Here is a 15,786-nt window from a genome sequence, read left to right as displayed (position 1 = left end):
TGCAAAGCGCCTTGCAAAGCGCATTTCGCGCATCGATACCCGAAATCGTCTGTCCGTGTCCTATGAAGTCTCTACCAGGACGCTCCGAACCAGGTCAGACGCTGTTACTGTGTCGTTACAGCAGGTGAATTCGTATTGCCGCGAAGTGAACAAATGGGAACTCGCGGCATCGAACGCCACCGTGCGCAACGCAGTCCTCTACTCTCTGTGGCAGAGACTGGATGTTGGGGTGAACAAGGGAGGAAACCAGCATGTCGTTTGTCACCACACAGCCCGAGGCGCTGGCCGCAGCGGCCGGCAACTTGCAGGGCATCGGCACCACGATGAGTGCTCAGAACGCAGCGGCCGCAGCGCCGACGACCGGCGTGGTTCCAGCAGCCGCTGACGAGGTGTCGGCGCTGACCGCGGCTCAGTTCGCCGCGCACGCGCAGATGTACCAAGCCGTCAGCGCGCAGGCCGCGGCCATCCACGAGATGTTCGTCAATACCTTGACCACCAGTTCGGGTTCGTACGCGGCAACCGAGGCCGCCAACGCGGCCGCGGCAGGCTGACGAACACCGCGTTTGAGACCAATCGAGACTTGGGAGGGGAGCTAGGGACATGAACTCCATGGCACCCTCCCACCCGGCGGTGAGTTCGAGGCTTCCGGCCTGGTCGGGGCCCGTTGCTTCGGATCACCTGCATTCGCCGTCACCCAGACAACGGGGTTTGGGACTGACAACCTTCCGACCGCTACATAGCCCGGTGGCCGCCGGCTGACGGAAAAGGGGGATAGTCCGATTTTTTCCGGTCGGTAGTTGCATTCGTGCAGCCGATCGGCCATCGCGTCTTACAAGACATCAGGCAATAAGTAGCAGAAGAAGGAGTTATCACGTGACTACGCGTTTCATGACCGACCCGCACGCTATGCGGGACATGGCGGGCCGTTTCGAGACCCACGCCCAGACTGTTGAGGACGAGGCCCGCCGGATGTGGGCGTCCTCGCAGAACATCGCCGGTGCGGGCTGGAGCGGTATGGCGCAGGCCACCTCGCTGGACACCATGGGACAGATGAACCAGGCGTTCCGCAACATTGTGAACATGCTGCACGGGGTGCGTGACGGACTCGTCCGGGACGCCAACAACTACGAGCAGCAAGAGCAGGCCTCCCAGCAGATCCTGAGCAGCTAGCTCGCAGACCCAGAAAGGATTCAGCAATGACCATTAATTACCAGTTCGGGGATGTCGACGCGCACGGCGCGCTCATCCGCGCCCAGGCCGCCAACTTGGAGGCCGAGCACCAGGCCATCGTTCGCGATGTGCTGGCTGCCGGTGACTTCTGGGGCGGCGCCGGTTCGGTGGCTTGCCAGGAGTTCATTGCCCAGTTGGGCCGGAACTTCCAGGTGATCTACGAGCAGGCCAACCAGCACGGCCAGAAGGTTCAGAGCGCCGGCAACAACATGGCGCAGACGGACAGCGCCGTCGGCTCCAGCTGGGCCTGACACCAACCGCAGACGCGGCAGCACACCAAGCGAGACGGTGTGCTGCCGCGTACTGCAGTCAATGGATACTGCATGACTGAGGACCACTGAGGGCAGGGATGGATCAACAGAGCACCCGCACCGACATCACCGTCAACGTCGACGGGTTCTGGATGCTTCAGGCATTGCTGGACATACGGCACGTGGCGCCCGAACTTCGGTGCCGGCCATACGTCTCCACCGACAACAACGACTGGCTCAACGAGCACCCAGGCATGGCGGTCATGCGCGAGCAGGGCATCGTGGTGGGCGACACGGTCAACGAGCATGTCGCAGCCAGAATGAAAGTGCTCGCCGCGCCGGACCTCGAAGTGGTCGCGCTGCTGTCCCGCGGCAAACTGCTCTACGGCGTGGTCGACCAAGAGAGTCAGGTTCCTGGTTCGCGCGATATTCCTGACAATGAGTTCCGAGTGGTCCTGGCCCGGCGAGGCCAACATTGGGTTTCCGCGGTTCGAGTCGGCAACGACATCACGGTCGACGATGTCACCGTGTCGGACAGCGCCTCGATCGCCGCTCTCGTGATCGACGGTCTCGAGTCGATCCATCATGCCGACCCGGCAGCAATCAACGCCGTCAACGTGCCGCTCGAAGAGATGCTCGAGGCCACCAAGTCTTGGCAGGAATCGGACTTCAACGTCTTCTCCGGTGGCGATCTTCGGCGCATGGGCATCAGCGCGTCCACCGTCGCGGCACTCGGCCAGGCTTTGTCCGATCCTGCTGCCGAGGTTGCTGTCTACGCCCGGCAGTACCGAGACGACGCGAAAGGTCCCAGCGCTTCGGTGCTGTCACTCAAAGACGGATCGGGCGGCCGTATCGCGCTATACCAACAAGCCCGCACCGCAGGCTCCGGCGAGGCGTGGCTGGCTATTTGCCCGGCTACCCCGCAACTCGTGCAGGTAGGCGTGAAGACAGTTTTGGACACTCTGCCGTACGGCGAGTGGAAAACGCACAGCAGGGTTTAACAGCGCTGTTACGAATCGCGCAGTGTGGCAACATTTTTCAACATAAAATGCGAGCTGGATGTCAACACGGCATACTGCTCTCAAGCACGCCGCGAAAACTGAAACATCACGTCAACCACAACTATCAATCGCGAGGCGAGGCAAATGAAATCGGAATCAGTCCAGCCGCAACCCCGTAGGGGTTACGGCGCCTCGGTGCATACGACGACGTTGCCCCCCGCGCGACCGACAACCGTTCACACAATTGCTGTGGCAGGGGGTGCAGGACAGTGACCGCAGTAGCAGATGCGCCACAGGCCGACGTAGCTGGCGTTACGTCGCCCAGAGCTGTCGTCGTCGGGATCATGGCCGGCGAAGGCGTCCAGATCGGTGTTTTGCTGGACGCCAATGCTCCGGTCTCGGTGATGACCGATCCGTTGCTGAAGGTGATCAACGGCCGGCTCCGGGAGTTGGGCGAGACTCCGCTGGAAGCCACCGGGCGGGGCCGCTGGGCCCTGTGCCTGGTTGACGGCTCGCCGCTGCGCGCCACGCAGTCGTTGACCGAGCAGGACGTCTTCGACGGCGACCGCCTCTGGATCCGCTTCATTCCGGACGGCGAGCACCGATCGCAGGTCATCGAGCACATCTCCACTGCGGTCTCGTCGAACCTGAGCAAGCGATTCGCTGCGATCGACCCGGTCGTCGCCGTCCAGGTCGGCGCCTCGATGGTGGCGTCCGGCGTGGTGCTGGCCTCCGGCGTACTCGCCTGGTGGCGGTGGCACCACAACACCTGGCTGACCACGATTTTCGCCGCGGTGATCGCCGTCCTCGTGCTGACCGTGAGCATCATGCTGTTGATGCGCGCCAAGACGGACGCGGATCGTCGGGTCGGCGACATTCTGCTGATGAGCGGGCTGGTACCACTCACCGTCGCGGCCGCGGCCGCCCCGCCCGGTCCGGTCGGTTCTCCGCAGGCGGTGCTGGGCTTCGGAGTCATCACCGTCGCCGCGACGCTGGCGCTGAAGTTCACCGGCCGCCGGCTGGCGATCTACACGGCGATCGTGACCGTCACCGCGCTGACGACAATCGCCAGCGTGGCCCGCATGGTCGCGGCCACCAGCGCGGTGACCATGCTCGCGTGCCTGCTGCTGGCCAGCGTCATCCTGTACCACGCCGCCCCGGCTCTGTCCCGCCGGCTGGCGGGCATCCGGTTGCCGGTGTTCCCGTCGGCCACCAGCCGCTGGGTCTTCGAGGCCCGGCCGGACCTGCCCACCACCGTGGTGCGCTCCGAGGGCGGACCGCCGACCCTGGAAGGTCCGGCGTCGGTCCGCGACGTGCTACTGCAGGCCGAGCGCGCCCGCTCCTTCCTGAGCGGTCTGCTGGTGGGTCTCGGCGTCCTGGTAGTGGTGTGCCTGACCGCGTTGTGCAACCCGCACGCCGGTGAACGGTGGCTGCCGCTGCTACTCGCGTGCTTCACCACCGGCTTCCTGTTGCTGCGCGGCCGCTCCTACGTCGACCGCTGGCAGGCCATCACATTGGCCAGCACCGGCGTGATCATCATCGCCGCGGTGCTGGTGCGCTACGCGCTGGTGTTGTCGTCGCCGCTGGCAGTCTCGGTTACGGCCGCGATTCTGGTGCTCTTCCCGGTAGCGGGTATGACGGCAGCAGCGGTAGTGCCGAACACCATCTACAGTCCGCTGTTCCGGAAGTTCGTGGAGTGGCTCGAGTACATCTGCCTCATTCCGATCTTCCCGCTGGCATTGTGGTTGATGAACGTCTATGCAGCGATTCGATACCGGTAGCAGGCCATCGTGGCGCGGTCGCGCAACCAGCGCGACCTTCGCCGCGATGCTGCTGACCGTCGGCGCACTTGCCGGCATGCCTCCGGCATACGCGATCTCGCCTCCGGTGATCGACCCTGGGGCACTGCCACCGGATAGCCCACCTGGCCCGATAGCGCCGACAAAACAGAACTCCTACTGCACCGAGGTCGGGGTCATGCCTGGCACCGACTTCAAAATTCCGCCCAAGTACATGGAGATGCTCAACCTCAACGAAGCGTGGCAGTTCGGCCGCGGCGAAGGGGTGAAGGTCGCCGTCATCGACACTGGGGTAACGCCGCACCCGCGGCTGCCGCGTCTGATCCCGGGCGGGGACTACGTCATGGCCGGCGGGGACGGATTGTCGGACTGCGACGCCCACGGCACCCTGGTGGCCTCGATGATCGGGGCCGCCCCGGCCAGCGGTGCTGCGCCGCCGCCTGCGGCCCCGCGTAGACCGGTCACCGTGCCTACGACCGAGAAGCCACCGCCGCCGCAGACCGTGACCCTGTCGCCGGTGCCAGGTCCGACCATCACCGTGATCCCAGCACCCGCGCCGCCGCCGTCGGAAGGAGCCGGGCCCGGTCCGGCACCGGGGCCAGGTCAAGCCCCGTCGAGCAATCGCGGCGGAGGCACCGTGACGATTCCGGGCTACTCCGGGGGCGCCAAGGTGCAGCCTGTCGACCACCCGCGGCCGCTGGCGCCGACGCCGTCGAACTCGCCGTCACCGTCCACGTCCGCCACCTCTTCCCCCACGTCTTCCCCCACCGGGTCCACGTCCGGGTCGCCATCGAGCACCCCGTCCGCACCACCCAGTCCCACAGCTGCGCCGCCGCCGGCCCCGCCCGGACCGCCGCCCGACGCGTTCAGCGGGATCGCCCCGGAGGTCGAGCTGATCTCGATTCGTCAATCGAGCCAAGCGTTCGGGCTCAAGGATGCCTACACCGGCGACGAAGATCCGCAAACGGCAGCCAAGATCGACAATGTCCAGACCATGGCGCGCGCGATCGTGCATGCTGCCAACATGGGCGCGTCGATCATCAATATCTCCGATGTGACCTGCATGAGTGCCCGTAACCCCATCGACCAGCGTGTTCTGGGCGCCGCTGTGCACTATGCCGCCGTCGACAAGAACGCGTTGATTGTTGCCGCAGCCGGTGACAACAGTAAGAAGGACTGCAAGCAGAATCCGGCCTTCGACCCGCTGTCGCCGAACGATCCCCGGGCGTGGAATGCCGTCACGACCGTCGTGACACCGTCGTGGTTCAGCGACTACGTCCTGACCGTCGGCGCGGTCGATACCAATGGTCAGCCGATGTCGCAGATGAGCATTGCCGGGCCCTGGGTGGGGCTTGCCGCACCGGGAACCGACGTCATGGGTCTCTCGCCCCGCGACGACGGATTGATCAACGCCATCGATGGTCCGGACAACACCTTGCTGGTTCCGGCCGGCACCAGTTTCGCCACTGCCATCGTTTCCGGTGTGGCCGCTCTGGTGCGGGCCAAGTTCCCAGACTTGTCGGCCTACCAGGTCATGCAACGCCTTATGCACACCGCCAGGTCGCCCGCGCGGGGCGTGGACAACCAAGTCGGATACGGTGTGGTTGACCCGGTAGCGGCACTGACCTGGGATGTCCCCAAGGGACCCCCTCAGGCCCCCAAGCAACTCTCAGCCCCGCTGTCACTGCCGAAGGCGCCCGCGCCGCGCAATATGGCGCCGGTGTGGGTGGCCACCGGAGGCCTGACTGCGGCACTACTGATAGGCGGAGCAGTGTTCGGTACAGCGACATTGATGCGACGATCGCGGAAACAACGATGAGGTCGCAGCGGAAATTCGGATTGACGTTGGCCTGGCCGCGGTTGACCGCGGTGTTCTTGGCCGACGTGGTGATCTTGGTGATTGCCAGTCACGCGCCGGACTCATGGCAGGGCGACAACCGCATCGCGTGGTGGGTCGGCGTCGGTATTGCCGCGCTGCTGACGTTGCTGTCGCTGGTCACCTATCACGGCATCACGATGACCTCAGGTGTCGCTGCCTGGCTGTGGGATTGGTCCGCCGATCCGGGCACCGCCCTGGGAGCCGGTTGCACACCGGCGGTCGACTACTCCCGGCGTTTCGGGCGTGACACCGTCGGGGTGCGTGAGTACCGGGGGCAGCTGGTCACCGTGGTCGAGGTTGGTGGCGGCGAGGGTGATCCGTCCGGCCGGCATCGGCATCGGTCCGGATCGGTGCCGGCACTGCCGGTCGCTGCGGTCGCAGATGGGTTGCGCCAGTTCGATATTCATCTCGACAACATCGACATTGTGTCGGTGCGGGTGCGGGGCGGTGCGGCAGCCGCGAAGGCGACGGCGTCGCTGGAGGAGTGGGGCCCTGAGGAGTGGGGGATGGTCGGGGATCAGCCTGGCACCGACCTCCGCCGAACCTGGCTGGTGCTGCGGCTGAACCCGCAGCGCAATGTGGCTGCCGTGGTATGCCGCGATTCGCTGGCCTCGACGATGGTCGCAGCTACCGAGCGGTTGGTTCAGGATCTCGACGGGCAAAGCTGTGCGGCTCGTCCGTTGACCGCTGACGAGCTGGCCGAGGTGGACAGCGCGGTGCTGGCCGACCTGGAGGCGACGTGGAGCCGTCCCGGGTGGCGGCACCTCAAACACTTCAACGGCTTTGTGACGAGCTTTTGGGTTACGCCTACCGACATCGACTCGGAGACGCTCAACGAGCTGTGGCTATCGGACGCTCCGGAGGTCGGCGCAACCGTACTCACCCTGCGCCTGACGACGCAGGCCGGGCGCCCGCAGTTGTCGGCGTGGGTGCGCTATCACAGCGAGGCCAGGCTGCCCAAGCAACTTTGGACCGGGCTCAACCGGCTCACCGGTCGCCAACTTGCCGCCGTGCGAGCCAGCCTGCCGGCCCCGTCCAGCCGTTCCCAACTGGTCGTGCCCGGCCGTGAAGTACGAGACCACGACGAGGTGGAGTTGCCAGTGGGTCCTGAGCCGAAGCACGCCATCAGCTCAGCATCGCAATGACACGCGCGCAGTCGACTACCGAAGATGCCAGAAACGCCATGTTGGCCGGGCTGCTGGCCTCGGGCATCTCGGTCAACGGACTACAGCCCAGCCACAACCCGCAGGTCGCGGCGCAGATGTTCGCCACCGCCACCACGCTCGATCCGGGCATGTGCGATGCCTGGCTGGCGCGGATACTGGCCGGTGACCAAAGCATCGAAGTGCTCTCCGGGGCATGGGCGGCGGTGCGAACCTTCGGCTGGGAGACCCGTCGACTCGGCGTAACCGACCTGCAGTTCCGCCCGGAGGTTTCCGACGGGCTGTTTTTGCGCCTGGCGGTGACCAGCGTGGACTCGTTGGCCTGCGCGTATGCGGCCGTCCTGGCCGAGAACAAGCGCTACAAAGAGGCTGCGGATCTACTCGACTCGACCGAACCTCGGCATCCGTTCGATACGGAACTGGTCAGCTACGTGCGGGGCGTGCTCTACTTTCGCACCAAGCGGTGGCCGGACGTGCTGGCACAGTTCCCCGAATCCACACCTTGGCGCCATCCCGAACTGAAGGCGGCCGGCGCCGCAATGGCCACCACCGCACTGGCCTCGCTCGGGGTATTCGAGGAGGCGTTCCGGCGGGGACAGGAAGCGATCGAAGGCGACCGGGTGCCCGGGGCGGCGAACATCGCGCTATACACCCAAGGCATGTGTCTGCGGCATGTAGGCCGCGAAGAGGAGGGCGTCGAGTTGCTCCGTCGCGTGTATTCACGCGACGCGAAATTCACCCCCGCCCGTGAGGCCTTGGATAACCCCAACTTCCGGTTGGTGCTGACCGACCCGGAAACCATTGAGGCACGGACCGATCCGTGGGACCCGGACAGTGCGCCGACGCGGGCGCAGGCCGAGGCCGCCAGGCATGCCGAAGAAGCCGCGAAGTACCTGAGTGAGGGCGACGCCGAACTCAATGCCATGCTCGGCATGGAGCAGGCCAAGCGGGAAATCAAGCTCATCAAGTCGACAACCAAGGTGAACCTCGCGCGCGCCAAGATGGGGTTGCCCGTTCCTGTGACGTCCCGGCACACCTTGTTGCTCGGCCCGCCCGGGACCGGAAAGACTTCAGTGGCAAGGGCTTTCACCAAGCAACTGTGCGGGTTGACGGTGTTGCGCAAGCCGCTGGTGGTGGAAACGAGTCGGACCAAGCTGCTGGGCCGGTACATGGCCGACGCCGAGAAGAACTGCGAAGAGATGCTCGAAGGTGCGCTCGGCGGCGCGGTCTTCTTCGACGAGATGCACACCCTGCACGAAAAGGGTTATTCGCAGGGTGACCCGTACGGCAACGCGATCATCAACACGCTGCTGCTGTACATGGAGAATCATCGCGACGAACTCGTGGTCTTCGGCGCCGGGTACGCCAAGGCGATGGAAAAGATGCTCGAGGTGAATCAGGGTCTACGGCGGCGGTTTTCGACCGTCATCGAGTTCTACAGTTACACCCCCGAGGAATTGGTCGCGTTGACCGTCCTGATGGGCCGGGAGAACGAAGACGTCATCACCGAGCACGAGGCCGCCATCCTGTTGCCGTCGTACACCAAGTTCTACTCCGACGAGACCTACTCCGAAGACGGCGACCTGATTCGCGGCATCGACATGCTGGGCAACGCCGGCTTCGTGCGCAACGTGGTGGAGAAGGCCCGCGATCACCGCAGTTTCCGGCTCGACGACGAAGACTTGGACGCCGTCCTCAACAGCGATCTCACCGAATTCAGCGAAGCGCAAATGCGTCGATTCCGTGAGTTGACCCGCGAAGACCTCGCCGAGGGCCTCAGCGCCGCAGTCGCGGAGAAGAAGACCAAGTAGCCCCCGGTCCGGCGCCGCAGAACCCCCGCCCGCCACGACATATGGTTTCTGCCTAACAAGCCTCCGGTACCGCTTCAGCCCGATACGCTGTGTGCACTCGAGCCGGGACGAGCATTGTGCATTCACGGTGGCGCTCCCGTGTGCCCCGACAGGGACGGGAGGGGGGCCGCACTGGGCCGATCAACAGCGACCGTACGAACTCGATGACCATTCCTTTCCGATCCGGTCACGGCGCTTTCCCGTCGTCGGAATCGGCTGGCGCACCCATCCGGCGCACGGTGCCCACTGGGCCGCACGTGCGTGCGGAAGCCCCCCGACACCACCACCGCGGCCAACGTCCGTAATCGGGTCGGACCATCTCCGAGGAGAGTCCGATGCCTTCCACTCAATTCAGTTGTGTCGCAACGTTATCCGCTTTGTCTCCGGCCGCCCCGGGCGGGAGGTGACCACCATGGATTTCGGCGCATTACCACCCGAAGTCAACTCGCTGCGGATGTACACCGGCCCCGGATCGGCGCCGCTGCTTGCCGCTGTATCCGCCTGGGACCGGCTCGCCGCTGAACTCCATGCCACAGCCGCCGCATACGACACCGTCATCTCGGTGCTGACCGGAGACGGCTGGCTGGGTCCGGCGTCAGAATCGATGCTGACCGCGATCACCCCATATCTGACCTGGATGACTCTGACCGGGGTCAAGGCGGAAGAGGCTGCCAGTCAAGCAGCGGCGGCAGCAGGGGCCTATGAGGCCGCCTATGCCATGACCGTCCCCCCGGCCACGGTCGCCGCCAACCGCGCGCAGTTGCAGATGCTGGTGGCGACCAATCTGATCGGTCAGAACACACCGGCAATCGCCGCGAACGAGGCAGCCTACGGCGAGATGTGGGCCCAGGATGCGGCGGCGATGTACGGCTACGCCACCAGCTCGGCGGTCGCCTCGACGTTGACGCCGTTCACCCAACCGGCGCAAGTGACGGACCCGGCCGGCCAGGCGGCGCAGGCGGGAGCGGTCACCCAGGCGGCCGGCAACGCCACGGGGACCCTGACGCAATCGGAGCTACCGCAACTGATGTCGTCGGTACCTTCGACGCTGCAAGGACTTTCGGCGCCGGCGGCAGCTGCAGAAGCGTTCCCTGGTGGCGACCTGCTCGCAGACATCCTGAACTTCCTGGACGGCAACGACGGGAACCCGTACGGAATCTTCCTGAATTCCAGCCTGGTCAACGGTTTCGTGTCGGCCGGATATACCAGCCCCGCGATCGTCGCCCCCGCCGTCTTCGCGGGGTTGGCCGATATCAATGCGGTGGCCCTGGGCGCGGAAGAAGGGGCCGCAATACCGCCGATGGGTTCAGGCTCAGGCAACGGGTTGTGGATTCCGGCGGATTCGCCCGCCAATCCCACCAACATCCCGCCGCTGATGGATGTGGCCGAGGCGTCGTTTTCGAAAGGCGGCGTAGCGGCTGGGATCAATCAGTCGGCAATGGTGGGGCGGCTGTCGGTTCCGCAAACCTGGACGGCGGCGACCTCGGTGGTCAATCACGCCGGTGCCGCAGCCGCCGGCGGCGGCTGGACCAGCACCGCAGCCGCGCCGGAAGCCGCGGCGGGTATGCCCGGTTTTCCCGGTATGCCGGGCGCGGGCATGTACGGCCACAGCTTCGGCAACCCGCCGCGCTATGGCTTCCGGCCGACGATCATGGGGCGTCCGCCAGCTGCCGGCTGACAGGAGGGAGAACCGTCTCGGTTAAGGAGGTGCTGGTATTGGATTACGGAGCACTCCCACCTGAAGTCAACTCGCTGCGCATCTACACCGGTCCGGGTTCGGCGCCGATGCTGGCCGCCATGACGGCCTGGGATGCCGTCGCCGCCGAAATGCGTTTGACCGCAACGGCTTACGAGTCGGTGATAGCCACGTTGATCGGTGACGGATGGCTGGGTCCAGCGTCGGCGGCAATGGCCGCCGCGGCGGTGCCCTATGTGGCATGGCTGAGTGCCACCGGTTCGCAGGCCGAGCAGACCGCCGGTCAGGCCGCTGCGGCCGCGGCCGCCTTCGATGCCGCGTTCGCGATGACGGTGCCGCCACCGGTGGTCGCGGCGAACCGGGCGCAGTTGCTGGCACTGGTGGCCACCAACTTCCTGGGCATCAACACTCCTGCCATCGCCGCCACGGAAGCCGAGTACGCCGAGATGTGGGCTCAGGACGCGACTGCCATGTACGCCTATGCCGTCAGCGCCGCCGAAGCTGCGATCTTGACGCCGTTCACCGAGCCCGACCAGACCACCAACCCGTCCGGCCAGGCGGGGCAGGCCGCAGCCGTTGCCCAGGCCGCCGGTTCGGGACTCCCGGAATCCGAATTGCCGCAGCTGATGTCCGCGGTGCCGGCGAGCCTGCAACAACTCGGATCGCCAGCGGCGGCGTCGCCCTTCGACTCGCTCCCACAGACCGGTCTGCTCGCCGACCTTCTGAACTTCCTGGACGGCAATGACGGCAACCCCTACGGGATCTTCCTGAACTCCGACCTGGTGAACGCGCTCGTGTCAGCCCAGTATGTGTCGCCCGCCCTGATCACACCCGGCGTGACCGACGCGATGGCCGACGTCGAAGCGGTAGCAGAAGGCACCTCCCAGGCGGCCGCACCGGCCGCGGCCGATGCCGCGTCAGCCGGCGCCGCACTCACCCGCGCGCCCGGCGCATCGGGAGTAGCCGCCGGCACCAGCCAAGCGACGATGGTCGGACGATTGTCCGTGCCACCGAGTTGGACATCCGCAGTCGAGCTGGCAGGCCGTGGCGGCATCGCCACGCCGGGTGCCGGTTCGATGGGCGCCGGTGCTACGCCCGCGGCTGCGGCAGCACCACCCGGAATACCCGGAGTGCCTGCCGGCAATGTCTACACCCGTAGCTGGGGCAACGGACCCCGATACGGATTCAAGCTGACCATCATGCCCCGCCCGGTGGCGGCTGGATAAATGCGTCGCTAATTCTCGCGAGACATGCAGGAATGGTCAGTCGGGCCTCTTCGATATTGCTTCGCGCAGATTTTTCGATAATGTTCCGCATGCTGAGTTGACTCCTATCGCTTCGAGTGCCACGATGGCCTTTGCATGCACCTCGCTAGGTGAGGCGTCTGCACGGACACAGGCCACTGACCTCGAACGTCGAAAGACGCCCAGGGTCAGGACAGCTCTTCCCGGCTTAAGGGTTGAGCCCAAGTGGCTTCCGACACCTGTCGGATACGCCGTGTGGTGCCAAAGCTCTGTCGAGAGAGGTGCTGGTACAACGGTTTTCCCGTTGTGTCCTCATCTCTGTGGCGTGCGCATGGCATCCCCGTGTGCCCTGGCCCGAAGGAGGTGAGAGCGGAGTGAGTCCCGGCGAAAGTCCCTATTCCAGATCGACGACCATTTCGTTTCGATCCGACCTGGGCACTGTATTCGCACGCTGAATCGGCTGATTCGCTAATCCCTGCCTGTCCGCGCTTCCATTGCAGACGCGGCTAATTGGTGTGCGCGAAATTGCTGCTTTAAATTGCGATACCGGCTGCTCAAAATCGGATTTGGCATTAGTGGGGGAGGCCACCGATGACCGCTGTCCTGGATTTCGCAACTTTGCCGCCCGAAATCAACTCCGCCCGCATGTACGCCGGAGCGGGGTCAAGTCCAATGCTGGCCGCCGCTTCGGCCTGGAAGGGGTTGGCCGCCGAGTTGCGGGCCGCTGCGCTGGGTTACGAGGGCGTGTTGTCGGCGTTGACCGGTGAGGACTGGTTTGGTCCGGCCTCGGCGACGATGGCCGCCGCAGCACTGCCCTACCTCGCCTGGATGAGCGCGACCGCCGGTGATGCCGAGCAGACCGCCGCCCAAGCAGAGGCCGCCGCGGGTGCCTATGAAGCCGCTTTCGCAGCGACCGTGCCGCCGCCGCTGATCGTTGCGAATCGGGTCCAACTAGCGGCGCTGATCGCCACGAACGTGCTGGGTCAGAACACCCCGGCCATCGCGGCGACGGAGGCGCAGTACTTGGAGATGTGGGCACAAGATGCGGCCGTTATGTACGGCTATGCCGCTTCCTCGGCAGTCGCGACCGAGTTGAGCCCCTTCGTAGAACCCTCGGCCACCACCAACCCCGGCGGGCTGTTGGCTCAGGCATCAGCGGTCGACCAAGCCGCCGCTGCCTCCGCAGCCGGCCAGCAGGGCACGCTGTCCCAAATGATGTCCACGGTGCCGGGCGCCCTGCAGGCGCTGTCGGGATCCAACGGCGCCGGATGGCAGGGATTCCTCGACACCTGGGGGCCCAACGCGAATGTCTGGAACACCATCACGTCCACGGGTCTGTTCACTCCGGGATCCACTGTCGGAACGTTGTCGAGCCTGTTCGGGGCATCGGCGATGTCGGATGTGGCGGCAGCCGCGCCGGACGTCGCGCCCGGCGCGGTGGCCACGGCAGGTTCGCTCCAGGCTGTCGGGAACGGAATGCGCGGGCTGGTGACTGCCGGGGCCGGCGATGCCGGCATCGTGGGCAAACTGTCGGTGCCGCCGGCCTGGACCGCGGCGGCCCCGCTGAACGGCCCGCTGCCTTCCGTGCTGGGCGGCACGCCGATGGTCGCCCCGCCACCGGCGGGTCCCGCCGGCATGCCTGGCGTTCCCGTCGGGAACCTCGCGAGCCAACCATTCGGCCGGGCGGTGCCCCAGTACGGATTCAAGCCCACCTTCGTCACCCGTCCGCCCGCTGCAGGATAGCTTCGGATCAGCGGAGACTTGCTTGTCAGGGAACCTCCAGGAACGTGGCAGACAGGTGACAGGCCCTCTGGCACACCGAATTCCAACATTTCGCATATGTTGAGATCGGGACAACTCGGAACAAGCCTTGGTGTCCCGGCTGACCGGTCGGGCTGACCGGTTGGGCTGACCGGTTGAGTGAGGAAACACGAGGATCGCGCATCTGCACTGACTCGACATATTTGCACCTTTTGCGCTCCCCACTGAGAATCCGGTACTGCCCTATCGGGATGGCTGACGCTTAATTCCAGCAACGTTGGTGTTGGACTAATTTCGGCGGTTGATTTCGCGTGCCAAAATCAGGAAATCCAACACAAATGGGCGGTACACACATTGGGAAAACGGCCCCTACCAGTCGTTTTACCAAGTTATATGCCTGTTCGCGAACCAACTCACGGGGACCGGATGAAAAGTGAGAGTACTTGTTCACTTTGCGATTACATGACAGAAACGCTACGAAAATCGATTCATCGGAAGGTGGAAGAAATACACGGAAAATCAGCAGATCCGTGCGGGCCGACGTCACGAAAATCGGCCTATCCGTGGGGGTGGACTTCACCACAGAGGCAGCGCTGCCGTCTGAGGCCGGACGGAACAAGGGATAACGCGTATGGATTACGGGGCACTACCGCCGGAGGTCAACTCGGGCCGCATGTACACCGGCCCGGGTGCCGGACCGATGTTGGCGGCCGCAGTGGCATGGGAGGCGCTTGCCGCCGAAATGCATTCCACTGCAACCGCTTACGCGTCCACCCTGGAGGGACTTACCGCCGTTTCGTGGCATGGCCCCACGGCGATTGCAATGTCCGCAGCGGTCGGGCCGTTCGTTTCGTGGATCTCGGCAACCGCCGCCCGTGCCGATCAGGCGGCCGCGCAAGCCAAAATCGCTGCGAGCGCCTATGAAACCGCCTTCGCCGCGACCGTGCCCCCGCCGGTGGTCGCGGCCAATCGTGCGCAGCTGCTGTCGCTGATCGCCACTAATTTCCTCGGCCAGAACACGCCGGCGATCGCGGCGACCGAAGCCCTGTACGTGGAAATGTGGGCGCAGGATGCCGCCGCGATGTACGTCTACGCCGCATCATCGGCGACCGCAACACAATTGAAGCCGTTCAGCGCACCGCCTCAGACCACCAATGATGCCGGCACGGTGGCGCAGGCGGCCGCAGTATCGCAAGCCACCGGCGCGGACAGGTCGACCTCGTTCTTCTCCGGACTCCCGTTGCCGCAACTGGCCTCGGCGTCATTGCCACCTGGGTTGGCGACCGACCTGGCGAACTTCAACTCGATCTTCAGTGTCCTCACTGGACCGTTCTCCGCGCAGGGCCTTACCTCGATCCCAGGCGGACCCTTCCTCTCGTTCGGTCAGGTATACAGCTACGCCCAGAACGGGCAAGGGCTGCAAGCGTTTTTGTCCCCTACGCAACCCATCAGCGGGGCGCTCGCGCCGATCGCGCAATCGCTCACCCCGCATCTGAGCGGCGCGGGTTCCGTCCGCGGAACGGCATCGGGCGCTATGGGCCGGGCGGCCCTGGTGGGAAGTTTGTCCGTACCCCAGGGTTGGACCACAGCCGCACCCGCCATCCGCACCGTCGCTCAGGGGCTCTCCGCCGACCTGGCGGCGGCGGCCGTCCCTGCCGCATCTATGGGCGAGACGGGCGTCTTCAGCCAGATGGCGCTGTCCGGCCTCGCGGGACGCGCCCTGGCAGCAAGCACGGCTGCCACCCAAGGCGGCGGAGGCGCTGTCACAGGAGCTCTCGGTGGTGTCGTCCCCGACGTCGACCCGGCCAGAGCCATGATCTTCGTGCTTCCAGCACTCGACGACGAGTGACGACCATGCCGCGACCGGAGCGGAATTTACTGAACTACAACAGGATCCGATGTACGTCGCGGG

The 15,786-nt window shown here is 65.3% G+C and carries 12 protein-coding genes and 1 riboswitch; all 12 genes read left to right on the top strand.

Features of this window, described 5'->3' with window-relative positions; genetic code table 11:
• The first annotated feature begins 251 nt into the window (after nt 1–251).
• The 12 genes from A5636_RS24085 (at nt 252) to A5636_RS24030 (ending at nt 15,723) form a co-directional block, all read left to right on the top strand.
• Nucleotides 252–551 carry a type VII secretion system ESX-5 target PE19 gene (locus A5636_RS24085; RefSeq protein WP_036361188.1) on the top strand — a complete coding sequence of 100 codons (300 nt, stop codon included), beginning with the start codon at nt 252–254 and terminating at the stop codon, nt 549–551.
• A 322-nt stretch (nt 552–873) separates the two neighbouring features.
• Entirely contained in the window at nt 874–1,170 is a 297-nt protein-coding gene (locus tag A5636_RS24080; RefSeq protein WP_081287972.1) for a WXG100 family type VII secretion target, read from the top strand.
• 26 nt (nt 1,171–1,196) lie between these two features.
• Nucleotides 1,197–1,481, top strand: coding sequence for a WXG100 family type VII secretion target (locus A5636_RS24075; RefSeq protein ID WP_036358749.1), 285 nt, complete (start codon nt 1,197–1,199; stop codon nt 1,479–1,481).
• Nucleotides 1,482–1,579: 98 nt separating this feature from the next.
• Nucleotides 1,580–2,482, top strand: coding sequence for an ESX secretion-associated protein EspG (locus A5636_RS24070; RefSeq protein WP_065161149.1), 903 nt, complete (start codon nt 1,580–1,582; stop codon nt 2,480–2,482).
• A gap of 269 nt (nt 2,483–2,751) precedes the next feature.
• Entirely contained in the window at nt 2,752–4,263 is a 1,512-nt protein-coding gene (gene eccD / locus A5636_RS24065; RefSeq protein ID WP_065161148.1) for a type VII secretion integral membrane protein EccD, read from the top strand.
• Nucleotides 4,241–6,100: a type VII secretion-associated serine protease mycosin gene (gene mycP / locus A5636_RS24060; RefSeq protein ID WP_065161147.1), complete on the top strand. Its 1,860-nt coding sequence runs from the start codon at nt 4,241–4,243 to the stop codon at nt 6,098–6,100. Before eccD ends, mycP begins: the two co-directional genes overlap by 23 nt.
• Nucleotides 6,097–7,305 (top strand): type VII secretion protein EccE, encoded by a 1,209-nt coding sequence (gene eccE, locus A5636_RS24055; RefSeq protein ID WP_065161146.1) that lies wholly within the window; start codon nt 6,097–6,099, stop codon nt 7,303–7,305. Before mycP ends, eccE begins: the two co-directional genes overlap by 4 nt.
• Complete coding sequence (gene eccA / locus A5636_RS24050; protein WP_065161145.1) at nt 7,302–9,134, top strand: type VII secretion AAA-ATPase EccA; 1,833 nt, start codon at nt 7,302–7,304, stop codon at nt 9,132–9,134. The genes eccE and eccA overlap by 4 nt, the downstream gene beginning before the upstream one ends.
• A 451-nt stretch (nt 9,135–9,585) precedes the next feature.
• A complete protein-coding gene (locus tag A5636_RS24045) occupies nt 9,586–10,851 on the top strand; it encodes a PPE family protein (RefSeq protein WP_065161196.1) in 1,266 nt (421 codons plus the stop codon).
• Nucleotides 10,852–10,889: 38 nt separating this feature from the next.
• Complete coding sequence (locus A5636_RS24040; RefSeq protein ID WP_065161195.1) at nt 10,890–12,095, top strand: PPE family protein; 1,206 nt, start codon at nt 10,890–10,892, stop codon at nt 12,093–12,095.
• A 134-nt stretch (nt 12,096–12,229) separates the two neighbouring features.
• Nucleotides 12,230–12,401: riboswitch (M-box (ykoK) riboswitch) on the top strand.
• Nucleotides 12,402–12,704: 303 nt separating this feature from the next.
• The gene (locus tag A5636_RS24035; RefSeq protein WP_065161144.1) at nt 12,705–13,856 is read left to right on the top strand and encodes a PPE family protein; all 1,152 of its coding nucleotides are present in this window, start codon (nt 12,705–12,707) and stop codon (nt 13,854–13,856) included.
• Nucleotides 13,857–14,505: 649 nt separating this feature from the next.
• Nucleotides 14,506–15,723: a PPE family protein gene (locus A5636_RS24030; RefSeq protein ID WP_065161143.1), complete on the top strand. Its 1,218-nt coding sequence runs from the start codon at nt 14,506–14,508 to the stop codon at nt 15,721–15,723.
• Nucleotides 15,724–15,786 lie beyond the last annotated feature (63 nt).

Origin of the sequence: Mycobacterium asiaticum, from assembly GCF_001673315.1 — a bacterium.
GTDB classification, from domain to species: Bacteria; Actinomycetota; Actinomycetes; order Mycobacteriales; family Mycobacteriaceae; genus Mycobacterium; species Mycobacterium asiaticum_B.
The sequence above is the reverse complement of the archived record's forward strand: the minus strand, read 5'-3'. Positions and strand labels throughout refer to the sequence as shown.

What these genes read in the sequence shown, in the direction of transcription:
- A5636_RS24070 (WP_065161149.1), top strand. Translation starts at nt 1,580, where the DNA reads ATGGATCAACAGAGCACCCGCACCGACATCACCGTCAACGTCGACGGG.
- A5636_RS24075 (WP_036358749.1), top strand. Translation starts at nt 1,197, where the DNA reads ATGACCATTAATTACCAGTTCGGGGATGTCGACGCGCACGGCGCGCTC.
- eccA (WP_065161145.1), top strand. Translation starts at nt 7,302, where the DNA reads ATGACACGCGCGCAGTCGACTACCGAAGATGCCAGAAACGCCATGTTG.
- A5636_RS24035 (WP_065161144.1), top strand. Translation starts at nt 12,705, where the DNA reads ATGACCGCTGTCCTGGATTTCGCAACTTTGCCGCCCGAAATCAACTCC.
- A5636_RS24045 (WP_065161196.1), top strand. Translation starts at nt 9,586, where the DNA reads ATGGATTTCGGCGCATTACCACCCGAAGTCAACTCGCTGCGGATGTAC.
- A5636_RS24085 (WP_036361188.1), top strand. Translation starts at nt 252, where the DNA reads ATGTCGTTTGTCACCACACAGCCCGAGGCGCTGGCCGCAGCGGCCGGC.
- A5636_RS24030 (WP_065161143.1), top strand. Translation starts at nt 14,506, where the DNA reads ATGGATTACGGGGCACTACCGCCGGAGGTCAACTCGGGCCGCATGTAC.
- eccE (WP_065161146.1), top strand. Translation starts at nt 6,097, where the DNA reads ATGAGGTCGCAGCGGAAATTCGGATTGACGTTGGCCTGGCCGCGGTTG.
- mycP (WP_065161147.1), top strand. Translation starts at nt 4,241, where the DNA reads ATGCAGCGATTCGATACCGGTAGCAGGCCATCGTGGCGCGGTCGCGCA.